The organism is Candidatus Ponderosibacter sp. Uisw_141_02 (assembly GCF_048087665.1).
In the GTDB taxonomy this organism is placed as follows: domain Bacteria; phylum Pseudomonadota; class Alphaproteobacteria; order Puniceispirillales; family Puniceispirillaceae; genus UBA3439.
Map to the genome: position 1 here is coordinate 1,078,479 of NZ_CP159807.1, position 16,660 is coordinate 1,095,138.

18 protein-coding genes are annotated in these 16,660 nt (G+C 50.4%); 3 read left to right on the plus strand and 15 right to left on the minus strand.

Annotated elements, in window-relative coordinates:
* Positions 1–88: 88 nt before the first annotated feature.
* Positions 89–439 carry a preprotein translocase subunit YajC gene (gene yajC, locus ABXT40_RS05485; RefSeq protein ID WP_443646820.1) on the minus strand — a complete coding sequence of 117 codons (351 nt, stop codon included), beginning with the start codon at positions 437–439 and terminating at the stop codon, positions 89–91.
* A 128-nt stretch (positions 440–567) separates the two neighbouring features.
* Here yajC and ABXT40_RS05490 point away from each other — a divergent pair, with 128 nt between their 5' ends.
* Positions 568–1,437 carry an ATP-binding protein gene (locus tag ABXT40_RS05490; RefSeq protein ID WP_443646821.1) on the plus strand — a complete coding sequence of 290 codons (870 nt, stop codon included), beginning with the start codon at positions 568–570 and terminating at the stop codon, positions 1,435–1,437.
* A gap of 21 nt (positions 1,438–1,458) precedes the next feature.
* On the opposite strand, the gene ABXT40_RS05495 is transcribed toward ABXT40_RS05490, so the two are convergent.
* The 13 genes from ABXT40_RS05495 to ABXT40_RS05555 all read right to left on the minus strand — a co-directional run bounded on the left by ABXT40_RS05495 (position 1,459) and on the right by ABXT40_RS05555 (position 13,427).
* Positions 1,459–2,427, minus strand: a complete 969-nt coding sequence (locus tag ABXT40_RS05495; protein ID WP_443646822.1) for a peptidoglycan DD-metalloendopeptidase family protein — start codon at positions 2,425–2,427, stop codon at positions 1,459–1,461.
* Complete coding sequence (locus ABXT40_RS05500; protein WP_443646823.1) at positions 2,428–3,060, minus strand: protein-L-isoaspartate(D-aspartate) O-methyltransferase; 633 nt, start codon at positions 3,058–3,060, stop codon at positions 2,428–2,430.
* Between the two features lie 7 nt (positions 3,061–3,067).
* Positions 3,068–3,847: a 5'/3'-nucleotidase SurE gene (surE, locus tag ABXT40_RS05505; protein WP_443646824.1), complete on the minus strand. Its 780-nt coding sequence runs from the start codon at positions 3,845–3,847 to the stop codon at positions 3,068–3,070.
* Positions 3,847–5,130, minus strand: a complete 1,284-nt coding sequence (gene serS, locus ABXT40_RS05510; RefSeq protein ID WP_443646825.1) for a serine--tRNA ligase — start codon at positions 5,128–5,130, stop codon at positions 3,847–3,849. Before serS ends, surE begins: the two co-directional genes overlap by 1 nt.
* A 96-nt stretch (positions 5,131–5,226) precedes the next feature.
* The gene (tatC, locus tag ABXT40_RS05515) at positions 5,227–6,048 is read right to left on the minus strand and encodes a twin-arginine translocase subunit TatC (RefSeq protein WP_443646826.1); all 822 of its coding nucleotides are present in this window, start codon (positions 6,046–6,048) and stop codon (positions 5,227–5,229) included.
* Positions 6,049–6,054: 6 nt separating this feature from the next.
* Positions 6,055–6,498 (minus strand): Sec-independent protein translocase protein TatB, encoded by a 444-nt coding sequence (gene tatB, locus ABXT40_RS05520; RefSeq protein ID WP_443646827.1) that lies wholly within the window; start codon positions 6,496–6,498, stop codon positions 6,055–6,057.
* Positions 6,499–6,514: 16 nt separating this feature from the next.
* Positions 6,515–6,811, minus strand: a complete 297-nt coding sequence (tatA, locus tag ABXT40_RS05525; RefSeq protein WP_443646828.1) for a twin-arginine translocase TatA/TatE family subunit — start codon at positions 6,809–6,811, stop codon at positions 6,515–6,517.
* 178 nt (positions 6,812–6,989) lie between these two features.
* Positions 6,990–8,039 carry an ABC transporter ATP-binding protein gene (locus ABXT40_RS05530; RefSeq protein WP_443646829.1) on the minus strand — a complete coding sequence of 350 codons (1,050 nt, stop codon included), beginning with the start codon at positions 8,037–8,039 and terminating at the stop codon, positions 6,990–6,992.
* Entirely contained in the window at positions 8,032–8,700 is a 669-nt protein-coding gene (gene scpB / locus ABXT40_RS05535; protein WP_443646830.1) for an SMC-Scp complex subunit ScpB, read from the minus strand. Before scpB ends, ABXT40_RS05530 begins: the two co-directional genes overlap by 8 nt.
* A gap of 1 nt (position 8,701) precedes the next feature.
* Complete coding sequence (locus ABXT40_RS05540) at positions 8,702–9,484, minus strand: segregation and condensation protein A (RefSeq protein WP_443646831.1); 783 nt, start codon at positions 9,482–9,484, stop codon at positions 8,702–8,704.
* 58 nt (positions 9,485–9,542) lie between these two features.
* Entirely contained in the window at positions 9,543–10,451 is a 909-nt protein-coding gene (locus ABXT40_RS05545) for an SPOR domain-containing protein (RefSeq protein WP_443646832.1), read from the minus strand.
* Between the two features lie 8 nt (positions 10,452–10,459).
* Positions 10,460–12,190 (minus strand): arginine--tRNA ligase, encoded by a 1,731-nt coding sequence (argS, locus tag ABXT40_RS05550; protein ID WP_443646833.1) that lies wholly within the window; start codon positions 12,188–12,190, stop codon positions 10,460–10,462.
* A 34-nt stretch (positions 12,191–12,224) separates the two neighbouring features.
* Positions 12,225–13,427, minus strand: a complete 1,203-nt coding sequence (locus ABXT40_RS05555; RefSeq protein ID WP_443646834.1) for a deoxyguanosinetriphosphate triphosphohydrolase — start codon at positions 13,425–13,427, stop codon at positions 12,225–12,227.
* Between the two features lie 238 nt (positions 13,428–13,665).
* On the opposite strand from ABXT40_RS05555, the gene erpA reads away from it, so the two are divergent.
* Together erpA and xth are read left to right on the plus strand one after the other, a co-directional pair.
* Entirely contained in the window at positions 13,666–14,046 is a 381-nt protein-coding gene (gene erpA, locus ABXT40_RS05560) for an iron-sulfur cluster insertion protein ErpA (protein WP_443646835.1), read from the plus strand.
* Positions 14,047–14,051: 5 nt separating this feature from the next.
* Positions 14,052–14,822 (plus strand): exodeoxyribonuclease III, encoded by a 771-nt coding sequence (gene xth, locus ABXT40_RS05565; protein ID WP_443646836.1) that lies wholly within the window; start codon positions 14,052–14,054, stop codon positions 14,820–14,822.
* A 75-nt stretch (positions 14,823–14,897) separates the two neighbouring features.
* Here xth and ilvD read toward each other — a convergent pair whose 3' ends face one another.
* A complete protein-coding gene (gene ilvD / locus ABXT40_RS05570) occupies positions 14,898–16,628 on the minus strand; it encodes a dihydroxy-acid dehydratase (RefSeq protein ID WP_443646837.1) in 1,731 nt (576 codons plus the stop codon).
* Between the last annotated feature and the right edge of the window lie 32 nt (positions 16,629–16,660).

The following is a 16,660-nucleotide window of genomic DNA, read 5'->3' on the forward strand; positions in this document are numbered from 1 at the left end:
TAGAGATAAGGAAAAACAGCTTTACCCTGTGGGCTTTTCCGGCAATTACCGAATCTGCCTAAGATGATGGGGCTGTTTATCCAGCGATTTACTTGGCTGACTTGGCTTTAACAGGCTCGGCTTTGACTGGCTCGTTTTTGCCTCTCACATCGGCAATCATTGCCCGCACAATTTGAACCTTTACGCCTGTGGCAATTTCGACATCAACCGTATCAACGTCATCAGTGACCTTAACCACTGTGCCTGTCAGGCCACCGGTTGTAACAATCTTGTCGCCACGGCGGATCGAGGCCAATAACTCACGATGCTGTTTGGCGCGCTTTTGTTGCGGCCGGATCAACAGGAAATAGAAAATAACCATGACGAAAACGATTGGCAGCAAGCCAAATCCGCCTTCTGCAAAGCCACCTGACTGTGCAAATGCTGGGGTAATAAACATCTCTGAATCTCTCCAATTTTCTTTGAAAATACTAAGGGGGAACATAAACGCCCTTGCGCTTTGCTGCAATGACCCATATTCCCTTTTTATACAGTTTCCTCAACAATAGTGACTGAACCGAGCAAAAAATGAACAAGTCTGACGATACAGCCCTTCTTCTTGGCCAATTAACCCGCATTGCAGATGCGCTTGAGCGCAAATATCCAATCGATATGGCACCCGATGCCCTGCCACAGGCTGATGCCTATGTCTGGCAATCCGATATTCGCCAGCTTGTTGCTGTTGCCAAGGTAAACCGGCTTGATATTGGTCTGTTAAAGGGAATCAATGAACAGCGTGATGATCTATTGTCGAACACAATGGGCTTTGTGCAGGGATTTCCGGCGAATAACGCGCTGTTATGGGGCGCGCGCGGCACTGGCAAATCATCACTGGTCAAGGCGGTTCATGGAACGGTGATTGCGCGTGGGCATGATCTTGGGCTTGTTGAGATCCATCGTGAAGATATTGCCGATTTACCATTCTTAATGGCGTTTTTAGCGCAAATTGAACGCCATTTTATCATTTTCTCGGATGATCTTGCCTTTGAAGGCGGCGAAAGTACCTATAAATCGCTAAAGGCAGCGCTCGAAGGTGGCATCGAAGGCCGCCCTGACAATATCGTTTTCTATGCCACTTCCAACCGGCGGCATCTGATGCCGCGGCAAATGATGGAAAATGAACGATCAACCGCAATTAATCCGTCTGAAACAACCGAAGAAACCGTCTCGCTGTCTGACCGGTTTGGTTTGTGGATCGGATTTCATTCAATTGATCAAGATACATATCTTGAAATGATTGATGAATATGTTAAGTTTTACAATATTAAAGCAGAGGGTATTGATATACGACATGAAGCGCTGGCATGGTCGGTTGGCCGTGGTTCACGATCAGGTCGGGTTGCATGGCAATTCATTACCGACCTTGCCGCACGTACCAAAACATCATTGCGCCGCTAGGCATAAGGATGTTTTTGGCGGTTAGGAAATCAGGGTTCGCGGATCAACAGGTTGCCGCGATTTTCTGATTTCAAAATGCAATTGCGAGCTATCGACGCGCCCTGATCTGCCAATCGTACCAATGGATTGACCAGCGTTAACAATGTCGCCTTCTTTGACGCTGATATCACCAAGGTGGGCATAGGCGGTGATGATGCCGCCATTATGCTTGACCAGCACCAACTTGCCAAAGCTTTTGATATTGGTGCCAACAAAGGCCACGCGGCCTTTCGCAGCAGCGCCGACCGATGCGCCTTCGCTGGCGGCGATATTCACGCCATCATTATGAACCCCGCGTTGTGACGGGCCAAATTCAGTGATGATTTCACCCTGCACTGGCCATGAAAAGCCAGAACTACCGGCAAGCGATGGCGCAACAAAACGTTTGCGCGGGGCGGCTGGAGCGCTGGTTTTTGTTGGCACTGGCTGGGCAATATTGGTGCCACTGACCCCATCAGGTAAACCAACATCAAGAACCGAAAAATCAAGGCTGTTGGGCAATTGCAGCTTTTGCCCGATTTTCAGTTCGAATGGTGGTTTCAGAAAATTGAGTTGAGCTAGTTGATATTGGCTAACAGCATAGCGTTGCGAGATGACATAGACCGAGTCACCCGGACGCACAGTATGGGTGCGGCGCGGAACAAGCTTAAGCGCCTGCCCTTTACGAAGATTATAGGGCGGCTGCAGGCCATTTGCCTCGATTACCGATTGCGGCGTTACCTGATAGCGCGTTGCCACGGCATATAATGTATCATCGGCACGCACCTTGATCATTTGACTTGGCGGAATGGGTTCAACCGGTTCGCGCAATGGCGCAACAACCAATTTGGCCGGTGTCGAACGGTTCAAGGATAAATTTGGTGCCTGACAGGCTGCAAGCAAACTGGATATTGCAACAAACCCAAAGGCCCAAGTGCAGGATTCAAATCCGGTTTTGCTTTTTTGCGGCATTTATTCACCCTCAATCAGTGGCACAAAGGTTACCGGCATTAAGGCGACGCGTTCAAACCCAGTTTCATGCCGTGTCACCACAACAAGCGATTGCGCTTTGCCATGGCCTTCTGGTGCCACCATGATGCCGCCAATTTTAAGCTGCTGCAACAAAATGTCAGGAATTTTATCACATCCGCATGTTAAAATGATTCGATCATATGGCGCAGCCTCGGGCCATCCCTTTGATCCATCACCAAAACGAAAGCTGATATTCGATATGCGAAGGTCACGAAGCCGGTTTTCAGCATCGACAAGTAATGGACGAACGCGTTCCATCGAATAGACGCGCCGACATAAATGCGACAGGATCGCTGACTGGTAGCCACTGCCGCATCCGATTTCAAGAACCAGTTCACGCCCGCCAAGTTTCAAAGCTTCGGTCATTCGCGCCACAACATAGGGCTGGCTTATGGTTTGATCATAGGTAATGGGAAGCGATGAGTTTTCATAGGAATGATGGCGCAACGCTGGTGGCACGAATAATTCGCGTGGTACCGATTCCAATGCTGCCAACACCCGCGAATCTAGAATGCCCATACCGCGCAATGTCATGATCAACTGCGCTTTCTGGGGTTGGAAATCACCTGTCATAATATGCCTATTTTGCCGCCGCGATATCTAATATCGGCAATTGATCAAGCAAGTGATGCGCGGTCACATCCATCATCAGCGGCGTCAGCGAAATCCAGCCATCATTCAGCAAGGCACGGTCGCTTCCATCGCTTGTTTCTGGATCGCTATGCAAAGGGCCAAGCCGGTAATGATTGGGCGCGCCGCCATTGATAACGACATCGCCAAGCTTGTGGCGGTCAAGATACGCCGGTTTCACCCCTTTGATGCGGGCTGGATCGGTTTTGGGAAAATTGACATTCATCACCGTTCGTGGCGGGATGCCCAGTTCCAGAATATGGCGGATCACCTGCTCACCGTAAAGCCGGCTTGCGGCGTAATCAACCGGGTCTTCGCGGCCATGTCGTTGCGATAGCGCGATCGCTGGCACGCCAAGCAATGAGGCCTCCATCGCACCGGCGACGGTTCCCGAATAGAGAATATCATCAGCAACATTCATGCCGTGATTGATGCCGGTAAGAACCAGATCGGGCGCTTGATCGAGAATTTCAGCCATGCCAAAAATGATGCAATCGCTTGGTGTTCCTGAACATCGAAAGGTTTTTGGCGCAATTTCTTCGATCACAACATCGCGCCGAAGCGTGATTGAGCGCGACGCCCCTGACCTGTTTTCACTTGGCGCAATGATCCAGATATCGTCACTTAAAGCTGTCGCAATTTCACGAAGGATTGTGATGCCAATCGAATCAACGCCGTCATCATTGCTAATCAGAATGCGGCCGACAGGCTTGTTGGATATGGCTGCCATCAGGCCTTTGCCACCAACCGGTCGGTTCCCATATAGCTATGCAGGACTTGTGGCAGACGAATGCTACCATCTTCCTGCTGGCCATTTTCCAGAATGGCAATCAAGGTACGGCCAACCGCCAATCCCGAACCATTCAAGGTATGTAAAAAGCGGGTCTCGCCGGTTTCAACATCGCGGAAACGAGCTTTCATGCGGCGTGCCTGAAACGGCCCGCAATTCGAACAGGATGAGATTTCACGATACATGCCGCGGCCTTCGTCCTGACCGGGCAACCATACTTCCAGATCATAGGTTTGCTGCGCTGAAAAGCCGGTATCGCCACTGCAAAGCTTGAGCACACGATAGGGCAATTCCAGCTTTTGCAAAATTGTTTCGGCGCATGACGTCATCCGCTCAAGTTCATCTGCCGATTGATCGGGGTGCGTGATTGACACCATTTCCACTTTGGAAAATTGGTGCTGGCGGATCATGCCTCTTGTGTCACGGCCTGCAGAGCCAGCTTCTGACCGGAAACATTGGGTATAGGCGGTCATGCGCAATGGCAGAACCGCACTGTCAGTAATCTCGTCAGCCACAATATTGGTTAGTGGCACTTCGGCGGTAGGAATTAGCCATTTATCGTCAGTACGATAGAGGTCTTCGGCAAATTTTGGCAATTGACCGGTACCGGTCATTGTTTGGCTGTTGACCAAGGCTGGTGGCAAGGTCTCAACATAGCCAAATTTGCCGGTATGTGTGTCCAGCATAAAGGCCGCCAAGGCACGTTCCAACCTAGCTAGCTGGCCAGATAGAACAACAAACCGTGCGCCTGCCAATTTGGCACCAAGCGCAAAATCCATTAGGCCAAGCCCCTCGCCCAACGCCACATGATCTTTTGGCGTGAAATGAAAGCTGGGAACATCGCCAATGGTGCGGATTAAATGGTTGTGATCTTCATCATCGCCATCAGGCACCGATTCATCGAGAAGGTTCGGCAGCTCAAGAAGCCGTGATTCCAGACTTTCGGCAAGGTTGGCTTCTTCGGTTTCAAGGGCTGGCATTTTGGTTTTGATATCATTGACCTCGGCGATCAAGGCATCGGCATCGCCACCTTTGGCCTTAAGCGCGCCGATTTCCTTTGATGCCTGATTGCGGCGCGATTGCAGTTCCTGAATTTGCGCCTGCAATGCGCGGCGATCACTATCGGTTTTAAGGATTTCACCCGCCATAGGGGCAAGCTTGCGCCGCTTTAGAGCCGCATCAAAGGCATCAGGATTTTCGCGGATAAAACGGATATCATGCATTTTTAACTCGGTTTGTTGGTCAGGTTCGGATCAGGACAGCTAGTCGCAAATTGTATGCCGACCGTCAAAATTGACCTGCGGCGCGCAACCTTTGTTTTAACTATTGTCGAATTCATTATTTTCAGGTGGGCTCATCAGCCTTGCCCCAAAAATGGATAATTCGTAAAGCAGGATGATGGGAACAGCCAATAGCAATTGTGAAATGACATCGGGCGGTGTCAAAATTGCTGCAACGACAAAGCTGATTACAATCGCGATTTTGCGCTTTTCAGCTAGCCCTTGATGCGTGACCAGTCCTGCGCGTGCCAGCAAAAGCAGAATAACAGGCAGTTCAAAAGCAAGCCCAAAGGCAAAGATTAACCGCATCATCAACGACAGATATTCACTGATACGGGGCTCAAGTTCGATCGCCAGCGCGCTATTATCGCCAACCATCTCAAATGACACGAAGAACGCCCATGCCATTGGCGTGACAACATAATAAACCATCGCCGCACCAAGGGTGAACAGAACCGGTGTGGCAATCAAGAACGGTAAGAAAGCTTTACGCTCATTTTTGTAAAGCCCTGGGGCAACGAATTTCCAAAGCTGCATGCTGATAATCGGAAAGGTGATGCAAAGCGCGGTAAAAAAGCCAACTTTGATTTGCGTGAAAAACCCTTCATGGAGGGCGGTGAAAATCATCCGGCCGCCGCCCTTGGCATTTAAGATTTCAGCCAATGGCGCCTGCAAAAACACAAATACCTGATAGGCGATGCTGTTGCTTGTTGTCCCGGGCAACGGGGCAACGCTGATCAGGAACAAAAGCAAAAAAACGCCAAGTGCAACCCCAAGCCGGTTGCGCAGCTCGGTCAAATGGCCGATCAGTGTCATGCGGCCTTCGGCCAACCCTGAATTATCTGCGTCTTGCTCTGCCATTTTGGCCTAGCTCCCGGTTTTCGTTTTTGTATCAGAAGATGCGGCGGCTTTGGCATCATCTTCCGGTGCTTGATTGATTACCTCGGCAAAACCGTCGCCGGTTGTTCCTGCCAGATTACGGATTTCGCCAACATCATCCTGCAAACCCGTTTCCGTTGCTGATTTTTTCAAATCTTCAACTGAGTCTTTCAGATTTCCTGCAGGATCAATCGCATCGGCGACGCCGGCCAGATTGCCGCGCTTGACGTCTTCCAGCGTGCCTTTTAGATCGCCAAGTTCGGCGTCATCGGCCATGTTTTGCATGCTGCGCGAAAATTCGGCCGCCATTGATCGCACTTGACGCATTACACGGGTAAAACCACGAAGCATCTTGGGAAGCTCCTTTGGGCCAACCACCATGATCAGCACAAAGGCAACAACCAAGAATTCCCAGCCGCCAATATCAAGCATTATCTGCTCCTAGCGCCTATTTCTTGGCGGCTTTTTTAGCAGATGCTTTTTTAGCTGTGGCTTTTTTGGCCGCCGCTTTCTTTGGAGCCGCTTTTTTTGCCGCTGGCTTTTTCGCTGCCTTTGGCGCCTCTTCGATGGCCTCGGCCTCTTCGCCGGCGTCTTCTTCAGGCCCCTTCAGACCTGTTTTAAAGTTACGCAAGCCTTTACCGAAATCACCCATGATCGCCGACACTTTGCCTCTGCCGCCAAAAAGCAGCAGAACAACTGCCAAAACAACGATCCAATGTAAAATACTGAATGTACCACCAAACATAGTTTAGGTCCTCATTTCCAATTCGTTTCGGCCACCGGAAAAACCAATGGCCTTGTTGCCCCCGCACTATAGACAGGGCTTTGGCTGTCTACAAGAAGTCCTTGGCAAAACCGGTACAGAAAAGTGACAAATCTGTGAAAAAACCAAATGTTTTGGCGATTGTGGTTTTACTCTTGGCTTATTCAGCCCCATTTCCGGCAGCAAAAACAAATGCCTGTGCCGGATCAACGCGAACCCGAACTTGACTTCCAACTTCAATAGAGTTCAAGCCGGGTATGCGCGCGTGAAGATGAAGAACATCCCGCCCCGTTGGCACCGATAAATGGATTAGTGACGCACGGCCTAGCAAGCGTGACTCCATCACCTCGCCAACGACGCCATCATTGCCAGCATCTATCAAAAGCGCTTCATGCCGGATCACAACACTCGCTGCGCTGCCATCGCTTAGGGTTTTTGGCGCGCTAAACTCGCCAAGCGCGGTAACCACCTTATCCTTGGCAACAATGCCTTCAATACGGTTCACTTCGCCAAAAAATTCAGCAACAAAGGCACTGCTTGGTTGGCAATATAGATTAACTGGGCGGCCGGTTTGAACGACATGGCCATCACGCAGAACAACAATCCGGTCCGACATGAACATTGCCTCTTCGGCATCATGTGTCACCATCAACGCTGCCGCATTCGAAGCTTTTAGAACATGCAGCATCTGGTCACGGATACGCTCGCGAAGGCGGCTATCCAGACCGGCATAGGGCTCATCAAGTAGGATAACCGCGGGTTTTGGGGCAAGCGCCCGCGCCAGCGCAACGCGTTGTTGCTGGCCACCTGACAATTCATGCGGATACATATCACTAAGATCGTCAATGCCAACCTCGCCAAGCACATCAAGCCCGCGCCGGGTCGCCGCACTGCCTTTTTCGACAAGGCCGAAGACCACATTTTGCAATACTGTCATATGCGGAAATAGCGCGTAATCCTGAAACATATAGCCAATGCCGCGCTGTTCAGGCGGCTGGATGTAATCAGACGACGAAATAACATCGCCATGAAGACTAATGCTGCCATGTTGGGGTTGTTCTAGCCCTGCTGCCAGCCGCAGCAAGGTCGTTTTACCGCACCCGGATGGTCCAAGCAGTGACACAACCTCGCCTGGCTGAACCTTGAAACTGACATCACGAACCGACAGGCTGCCGTTATAGGCATGCCTGATATGTTCAAATTCAAGCATGTCCATCTCCGTCATAACCGGCTTCTAGCAATCCATCTTCCAGAAAATCGGCGTCACTGTCATCTTCATCATCAAGATCATCATTTTGCGATGTGTGATCCATCAAAGCGCCAAGAATTTGGCCTTTGCGAAGCAGGCCGGCTGCTTTCAAGTCATCCATTCCCGGTAAATCACCAATATCGGCAAGCCCGAAATGGTCAAGAAATGCTGGGCTTGTTCCCCATGTTAACGGGCGACCTGGCGTCCGGCGGCGGCCGCGTGGTTTAATCCAGCCAAGTTCAAGCAAAATATCCATAGTGCCTTTTGACAAGCTGATCCCACGAATTTCTTCAATTTCGGCGCGCGTGATGGGCTGGTGATAGGCAATGATCGCCAAAACTTCCAGCGCAGCGCGGGAAAGTGGCCGTTCAACCTGTTTATGTTGGCTTAATCTTTCGGCAATTTCGGCTTTGGTGCGAAACGCCCAGCCATCACCAACCTGACATAGCTCAATGCCGCTTGTTGCATCATAACGCAAAGCAATGGCGGCAATCACTTCGGCAAGATCCATATTGTCAGGCACATGCACAATCAGCTCGCGCTCGCGAATTGGCCGATCTGAGGCAAAAATCAGGGCTTCAATTGTGGCGGCGCAATCTTGCAGCGGTGACAACATCGTCATCTTAGTCTCTAACCTTCATATATAACGGCGCAAAATGATTGTCTTGGCGCAGTTTTAGCACGCCTTCGCGTGCCAATTCCAGTGATGCGACAAAATGCGACGCCGTTGCCGATCGCAAATCCATTGGTGATTGCAGGCCGGTTGGCAGGAAATGCTGCAAAACCGTCCAATTCGGGCTTGATCCAATAAGGTTGCGCAACCGCTTTGCTGCCTCTTCAACCGAATAAAGCCGGGTCGAGGCAATGGTCAGTGTTTCGGCATCTTCGGTTGAACGAATATCGCCATAGCATGATAACAATTCATAAAGTGATGCTGTCCAGATCGCTTGGCTAGTATTGGCAAATTGTTCGGGTGCGCCACGGGCAAATCGTTGTTGCCCCAGTTTAGGCATTGATGACAGGCGTTTAGCAGCTTGCTGCATGGCTTCGAGCCGCAAAAGCTGATAGCGCAGCGCATCCGCCATATCGACCATTTCTTCGGCTTGCTCGGGCTCAGGGTCGGGCAATAAAAGCCGCGATTTCAGATAGGCAAGCCATGCCGCCATTACCAGATAATCGGCAGCAATTTCCAGATCGAGTTCACGAACATTATTCACAAAGCTGAGATATTGTTCTGCCAATGGTAAAATAGCGATTTTAGTTAAATCAACCTTTTGATCCCGCGCCAGTTTCAGCAATAGATCAATCGGCCCCTCAAAACCATCAAGATTAACGAAAAGCGCCAGCTGCTTTGGTCGGTCTATGGGGCTTTCATCGGCGGTGAATGTGTCCTGTAGGTCGGTCATAATCGCTGTAATAATGCCAGTTCAGATTTGGTTTAAGGTTTTGAGGGTTTTCATTAATTTACGGACTTGGCGCGGTGTATTTCCGCAAGAAACAATCCTGACCCGACCGCCGCAAAACGCCGCAAATCTTATCGGCATCAGGGCGCGGCAATGCGGCGCTGACAATGCGGTAGAAAATACCGTTACTGCCGGTATCAACCGACATCGTTTCAAGATCGACATCTTGCAGGCGCGATTTGTGTTTCTGTGACAAAATTTTCGCCATTTCAGTGGCTTTTTCTCTATTGCGAAACGCGGCAAGCTGAATCATGTAAAGTGGCTCATCACCTTCAATCACGATCACCCGCTTTTTGATCTTTGACGTGGTGTCTTGATCGGGCTTGGCCGCAGCCGGATTTTCCGTAGCTGGTTTTATTGGCTTGGCACTGGTCTTGGCATTGGCCGCTGTTTTGGTGTCTGCCCCAATTGCATCTTTAACCGTTGGATCTTTTGCCACAGGCTTTGCTTTTGGCAGGGGGTTTTTGGCTATTTCCTTGGCTGGTTTCTTGGCCGCCTCATCACCGCTAGTAACCATTGCCTTATTGCCAATGTTGGACTGGTTCTCACTGGTTGCTACGGGTGTTTTTAAAACTGATTTTGCTGCGGTTTCGACTTCGGTAACCGGGGGTGGTTCCGGGCTTGGTGATGTTGGGCGCAGCGTCTCGGTTTGATCATCGGCTTTGTTGCCGCCTTTCAGGATATCAACAACAAGCAAATCTTGGTGATCGACCGCCTCAACGCCCGGATCCAAAGGCTTTACCTTGATCGGCTCATCAATCGCTTTGACCACTGTAATATCTGTAACGGTTTTTGAAATCAGGCTTGGCAGCAGAAAGTAAGTTGTGCCGCCAACAATGGCGATGATGCTGGCAAGGATGACAAACCATCCCCAATTGACGCCGCTAACCTGTTGGTCTTCATCGCTCATTTTGCACTCTACATTTCTTCTAAGGCGTTAATCGATAACACATTTAAGCCGGTTCGAATAACAAAACTTGTTGCTTGAACAAGTTGCAGTCGGGCGGCTGTCGTTGCCGCATCATCGTCGAGGATAAAGCGCAATGATGGGTTTTCCCGACCCGCATTCCATAATGAATGGAACCGGCTTGCAAGATCGACAAGGTAAAAGGCAATCCGGTGCGGTTCATGCGCGCTGGCAGCTGATTCAACCAGCTTTGGCCAGCCAACCAGCATTTTAACGACAGCCAGTTCAGCAGGGTCGGTAATCAGGCCAAGATCTGCCGTTTCGGGGATTGTCCGGTCTTTTTCAAATTGCCGAATAACCGAACAGGCGCGGGCATGCGCATATTGGACATAGAAAACCGGATTATCGCGAGATTGCTCGGTTACTTTTGCAAAATCAAAATCCAAGGTTTGATCATTGCGCCTTGTGAGCATTATAAAACGAATCACATCAGCGCCAACCGCCTCGATAACATCTTCAACTGTAACAAAAGTACCAGCGCGTTTTGACATTTTGACTGGCTGTCCGTTATCCAGCAAATTCACCAGCTGGCATAGTTTGATATCAAGCATGTTCTGCATGCCCGATAAGGCGGCAACCGCCGCGGTCATGCGCTTGACATAGCCGCCGTGATCAGCACCAAAAATATTGATTAAGGCGCCCCCGGTTCGCTCTAACTTGTCAAGATGATAGGCAACATCGGCAGCAAAATAGGTCCATGTTCCATCGGATTTTTGCAAAGGCCGATCCGTGTCATCGCCAAATTCGCTGGCTTTGAACAGCAATTGTTCGCGCGGTTCCCAATCTTCCGGCTCTTTGCCCTTTGGTGGCTGCAAAACACCGTGGTAGAGATGGCCGTCTTGCTGCAATTTATCAATTGCGCGCCCAACCGCCCCCGAATTCACAATGGCGCGTTCTGATGAAAACTGATCCATTTTGATGCCAAGTGCCAAAAGATCGGTTTTGATTCCTTGCATGATAGCGTCAATGGCAAAGCCGCGAACAGTCTCAAGCCACTCGGCTTCAGGCTTATCAAGGTAGAGTTCGCCATCACGGGCGGCCAATGCTTGCCCCACATCTTTGAGATAAAGCCCGGGATATAGACCAGCCGGAATAGCACCGATGTCCTGGCCAAGCGCCTCGCAATAGCGAAGATAAGTTGACCGCGCTAAAACATCGACCTGTCCACCAGCGTCATTAATGTAATATTCACGTGTGACGTTCCAGCCGCAAAACTCCATCAACCCGCCAAGCGCATCTCCAATCACCGCACCGCGGGCATGGGCGGCATGTAATGGGCCGGTTGGATTCGCCGACACAAATTCGACATTCACCGGCTCGCCTGCCCCAATGTCGCTTTTGCCATAGGTTAAATTGGCAGCAAGAATATCGGCTATTTCCCGTGTCCATAGACGTGATTCAATGGTGAGGTTCAAAAAGCCCGGACCGGCAATATCAACGCTGTTCACCCCATCAATTTTTGCCAACTCGGTAGCAAATAAGGCAGCAAGATCATGCGGTGATTTACCCGCCTGTTTGGCCAAAACCATCGCCGCATTTGTGGCAAGATCGCCATGGCTTTCATCCCGTGGCAACTCAAAGACAACACGGCTTGTATCAATGTCGCCAGATAGTAAATCGGCGGAAACAAGCCGGTTGATGATGGTTTGAAATTCAACTTCAAAGAAGGAAAAAATATTCATGTAATCGGGTCTTTTCTCTATCCGCAAACAGAATCTATCGTAAAATGGGGCCAAGATCGAAAAGGCGTTCATGTTCGATAATGGCATAGCGGTCGGTCATTGAGGCAATATAGTCGGCGATAATACGTGCCCGATCGCTATTTGTCATGTCGCTCAGGGCTTTTCCACCACTAAATTGCCAGTCACTTGGCAATGTGTTGGGTTCGGACATAAACAAATCAAACAGATCTGTCACCACTCGTTTTGCCTTACTTGACATACGGTTCACTTTATAATGCCGCCACATGTTTTTGAACAGAAACTCGCGCAAGGTTTCCAGATCAGCTGCCATGCCCGATGAAAAGCCGATAACTGGCATTTTGTGATTGCGGATATCATCTGCATGCTTGGCCTGCAATGCCGCTAGATTGCCAGCCGATACGCCAAGTATATCCTCGACAAAAACCGAAATTAACCGCCGCACCAATTCATGGGTGATCCGGCTCAATTCTAAATTGCCGTGATTTTTTTCTATATCTAACAGCGCCTTTCCCACCTGTGGCAATGGCCGTATATCTTCGATGCCAAATAGGCCAGCACGAAGCGCATCGTCAAAATCATGGGAAAGATAGGCAATATCATCGGCCAGATTCGCCAGTTGCGCCTCGGCTGATGAATGGCGCTCGAGTTGCAAATCCATATTTTTATCAATGGCGATAATGGCTGGGCGAAGCGTGGTGCGATCTTTGATGGAACCATGATGTTTTACAACACCTTCAAGCGTTTCCCATGACAGGTTCAGCCCGTCAAAACCGGCATAGCGCTGTTCAAGCTGGGTTAGCACCCGAACCGTTTGTTCATTATGGTCAAAACCGCCATGCTCAGTCATCAGCCGGTCAAGTGCGTCTTCACCAGCATGGCCAAAAGGCGTATGACCCAGATCATGCGCAAGCGCCACGGCTTCGGCCAGATCATCATTCAGCCCAAGCGCCCGCGCCATCGATCGTGCGATCTGCGCAACTTCGAGTGAATGAGTAAGGCGCGTCCGGAAATAATCGCCCTCATGATAGACAAAGACTTGTGTTTTATGTTTCAGCCGCCGAAATGCGCCTGAATGGATGATGCGGTCACGGTCACGCTGAAATGGTGTGCGGCTGGTTGGGGATTGATGTTCCTGCTCATCCAAAAAACGGCCACGGCTTGCCGGTCCATGACTGGCATAGACCTCTAGGGTACGATGTTCGGTATTTGCAGTCAAATTACACCTGTTCAATCATGTGTCTTGGCAACCCCAGCAAAACCGATGGCTGGCGATGCCATTCGTGGATAATATTGCCCAGATTTACGAACCAATGTAGGCGTTGCCGCAAAAAACCGCAATCGTTGCGCAGGGCAATCAATTGGCTTTCTACCTTGGCTTGCCTGTTAACCTTGATTTGCAGGCAATCTGGGGCCATATTAAAATAAGCGATTGGCAATTAGCAACAGGCAGTCAAATGAGCGATCAAAGCAATCTGGAAACCAGCGCACCAGCCGCGATACAGCCAAATGCTGGCGTATTCGGCCTAAGCTTGTCAGCCGCGGAACGAATTCAGCATATGCTGAGTGGCGAGCCTGAGGGCAGCTTTTTCCGCGTTGCGGTGCTTGGTGGAGGCTGTTCGGGCTTTCAGTATGATTTCAGCATTGATCAAAAGCGCAATGATGATGATATAGTATTCACCGCTCATGGGGTGAATGTGGTTGTTGATGATATGTCGATCGAGCTGATTGACCATGCCGAACTGGATTATGTGCAGGATTTGATGGGATCATATTTTGCCGTAACCAATCCGAACGCAACCGCATCTTGCGGCTGCGGCACGTCTTTTTCTGTTTAACCATCATGCGAATTGCCAGCTGGAATGTGAATTCAATCAAGGCTCGGCTGGATATTGTAACCGGTTGGCTTGCCACTGATCCTTGCGATGTCTTGCTGATTCAAGAAACAAAATCGCAGGATGTAAATTTTCCAATTGATGCGTTTCAGGCAATGGGGTGGCATGTCGCCTTTCATGGCCAGAAAAGTTACAATGGGGTGGCGATTGCAAGCCGGTTTCCGATTGAAGATGTTGTTATGGGGCTGGAAGGCGATGTTGAAGACGAACAGGCACGCTATATGGAGGCCACCATTAATGGCTTTCGGGTGGCAACAATTTATCTGCCGAATGGCAATCCGGCACCGGGCTCCAAATTTGACTATAAACTTGGCTGGATGGCGCGTCTTGAAGCCCGCGCCCTCGCTTTGCTAAATGATGAAAAGCCGGTAATTCTTGGTGGTGATTTTAACGTCATTCCCGATGATATCGATTGCTATGATCCTGCAGGCTGGGCTGGCGATGCCCTAACAAGACCCGAAAGCCGGGGCGCGTTTCGTAGCCTTCTACACAAAGGTTATGCCGATGCGCTTCGCAGCCTGAATCCGACGGGTGTTTTCTATAGTTACTGGGATTATCAAGCTGGCGCATGGCAGCGCGATCATGGCGTACGGATTGACCATTTATTGCTATCGCCCGAAGCGCTTGATCGGCTCGAAGATGTTGGGATTGATCGGGCACCGCGCGGGTTGGAAAAACCATCTGACCATACCCCGATTTGGTGCCAGCTTCGCGCCTAGCCACGAAGATTTTCAATTGCCCGAAGTAAAAAAGCCGGATCAAAGTGATCCGGCTTTTGCATTTCTAGTTTGGCTTTAGATATCAGCATACATATGGGTTTCGGCCTTGCCGCCTGGATGGGTTAAAGCGCCCTTCTCGGCTGACCCAACGGTTTGTGCATATTTCCAGATGGCACCAGCATTGTAATCGGTACCACGCGGTTTCCATGCTTCGCGTCTTTTTGCGAATTCGGCCTCATCAAGATCAACTTCAATTGTTCCTGTTTCTGCGTCGATAATGATGGTGTCGCCATTTTGCAACAGGCCGATCGGTCCGCCTACGGCCGCCTCAGGCCCAACATGGCCAACACAAAAGCCCCGCGTTGCACCAGAAAAACGACCATCAGTGATCAAAGCAACCGTATCACCAGCGCCCTGTCCATAAAGCGCCGCAGTGGTGGCCAGCATTTCGCGCATGCCCGGACCGCCTTTTGGCCCTTCATAGCGAATAACCAAAACATCGCCTTCTTGATAGTCACGGCGTTCAACCGCAGCAAAAGCGTCTTCTTCACAATCAAAACAGCGGGCTTTGCCGGTGAATTTCAGGTTTTTCATGCCAGCAACCTTAACGATGGCACCTTCAGGGGCAAGATTGCCGCGAAGGCCAACAACGCCGCCTGTCGGTGACAATGGTGCATCGGTTGTCCGAACTACGTCCTGATTGGTCGGGAATGTCACATCGGCAAGATTTTCGGCAATGGTTTTGCCGGTAACAGTGATGCAATCACCATGCAGGAACCCACCATCAAGAAGGGTCTTCATCAAAACCGGAACGCCGCCAATTTCAAACATGTCACGCGCCACATAACGCCCACCCGGTTTTAGATCGGCAATATAGGGGGTTTTCTTAAAGATTTCGGCAACATCATGAAGGTCGAAATCAATACCACATTCCGATGCCAGTGCAGGTAAATGCAAACCGGCATTGGTTGATCCGCCAGAGGCTGCAACAACAGTTGCGGCATTTTCAAAGGCTTTGCGGGTTAGGATATCCCGCGGGCGAAGATTGGCACGCACAAGATCCATCACGATACGGCCTGAATGATAGGCATATTCATCACGCGATTCATAAGGTGCTGGTGCGCCTGCTGAACCTGGGATGGCAAGGCCAATCGCCTCGGATACACACGCCATTGTATTGGCGGTAAACTGGCCGCCACATGACCCCGCACTCGGGCAGGCAACGCATTCCAGCTCGTGCAAATCTTCGTCAGACATATTGCCAGCAGCATGCGCGCCAACAGCTTCGAAAACATCCTGAACAGTGACGTCTTTGTCTTTGAACCGGCCGGGCAGGATTGACCCGCCATACATAAAGACTGATGGGACATTCAACCGCGCCATCGCCATCATCACGCCGGGAAGCGATTTGTCACAACCAGCAAGGCCAACAACAGCGTCATAGCAATGGCCACGAACGGTCAATTCAATCGAATCGGCGATCACTTCACGGCTGACAAGTGATGATTTCATCCCGGCATGCCCCATAGCGATACCATCGGTGACGGTAATGGTGGTAAATTCGCGCGGAGTGCCTGCATGTTCGCGAACACCGCGTTTGGCAGCCTGTGCCTGACGCGCAAGCGCAATGTTACAAGGCGCGGCCTCATTCCAAGTGGAAACAACGCCAACAAGCGGTTGGTTGATTTCTTCTTCGGTCATGCCCATCGCGTAGTAATAAGACCGATGTGGCGCTTTTTCAGGGCCAATTGAAACATGGCGGCTTGGCAAATTGCTTTTATCAATTGGCTTGATGCTGTCAGGCATTTTAAACTCTCCTTTAACGTCACGGGTCGCAA

Excerpts from the sequence above, each read along its gene's own strand:
- tatC (WP_443646826.1), bottom strand. The coding sequence starts at position 6,048 with ATGGCAGAGCAAGACGCAGATAATTCAGGGTTGGCCGAAGGCCGCATG.
- ABXT40_RS05495 (WP_443646822.1), bottom strand. The coding sequence starts at position 2,427 with ATGCCGCAAAAAAGCAAAACCGGATTTGAATCCTGCACTTGGGCCTTT.
- ABXT40_RS05530 (WP_443646829.1), bottom strand. The coding sequence starts at position 8,039 with ATGCTTGAATTTGAACATATCAGGCATGCCTATAACGGCAGCCTGTCG.
- yajC (WP_443646820.1), bottom strand. The coding sequence starts at position 439 with ATGTTTATTACCCCAGCATTTGCACAGTCAGGTGGCTTTGCAGAAGGC.
- tatA (WP_443646828.1), bottom strand. The coding sequence starts at position 6,811 with ATGTTTGGTGGTACATTCAGTATTTTACATTGGATCGTTGTTTTGGCA.
- xth (WP_443646836.1), top strand. The coding sequence starts at position 14,052 with ATGCGAATTGCCAGCTGGAATGTGAATTCAATCAAGGCTCGGCTGGAT.
- serS (WP_443646825.1), bottom strand. The coding sequence starts at position 5,130 with ATGCATGATATCCGTTTTATCCGCGAAAATCCTGATGCCTTTGATGCG.
- scpB (WP_443646830.1), bottom strand. The coding sequence starts at position 8,700 with ATGACGATGTTGTCACCGCTGCAAGATTGCGCCGCCACAATTGAAGCC.
- surE (WP_443646824.1), bottom strand. The coding sequence starts at position 3,847 with ATGGCAGCCATATCCAACAAGCCTGTCGGCCGCATTCTGATTAGCAAT.
- ABXT40_RS05500 (WP_443646823.1), bottom strand. The coding sequence starts at position 3,060 with ATGACAGGTGATTTCCAACCCCAGAAAGCGCAGTTGATCATGACATTG.
- ABXT40_RS05540 (WP_443646831.1), bottom strand. The coding sequence starts at position 9,484 with ATGACCGACCTACAGGACACATTCACCGCCGATGAAAGCCCCATAGAC.
- argS (WP_443646833.1), bottom strand. The coding sequence starts at position 12,190 with ATGAATATTTTTTCCTTCTTTGAAGTTGAATTTCAAACCATCATCAAC.
- tatB (WP_443646827.1), bottom strand. The coding sequence starts at position 6,498 with ATGCTTGATATTGGCGGCTGGGAATTCTTGGTTGTTGCCTTTGTGCTG.
- ABXT40_RS05490 (WP_443646821.1), top strand. The coding sequence starts at position 568 with ATGAACAAGTCTGACGATACAGCCCTTCTTCTTGGCCAATTAACCCGC.
- ABXT40_RS05545 (WP_443646832.1), bottom strand. The coding sequence starts at position 10,451 with ATGAGCGATGAAGACCAACAGGTTAGCGGCGTCAATTGGGGATGGTTT.
- ilvD (WP_443646837.1), bottom strand. The coding sequence starts at position 16,628 with ATGCCTGACAGCATCAAGCCAATTGATAAAAGCAATTTGCCAAGCCGC.
- erpA (WP_443646835.1), top strand. The coding sequence starts at position 13,666 with ATGAGCGATCAAAGCAATCTGGAAACCAGCGCACCAGCCGCGATACAG.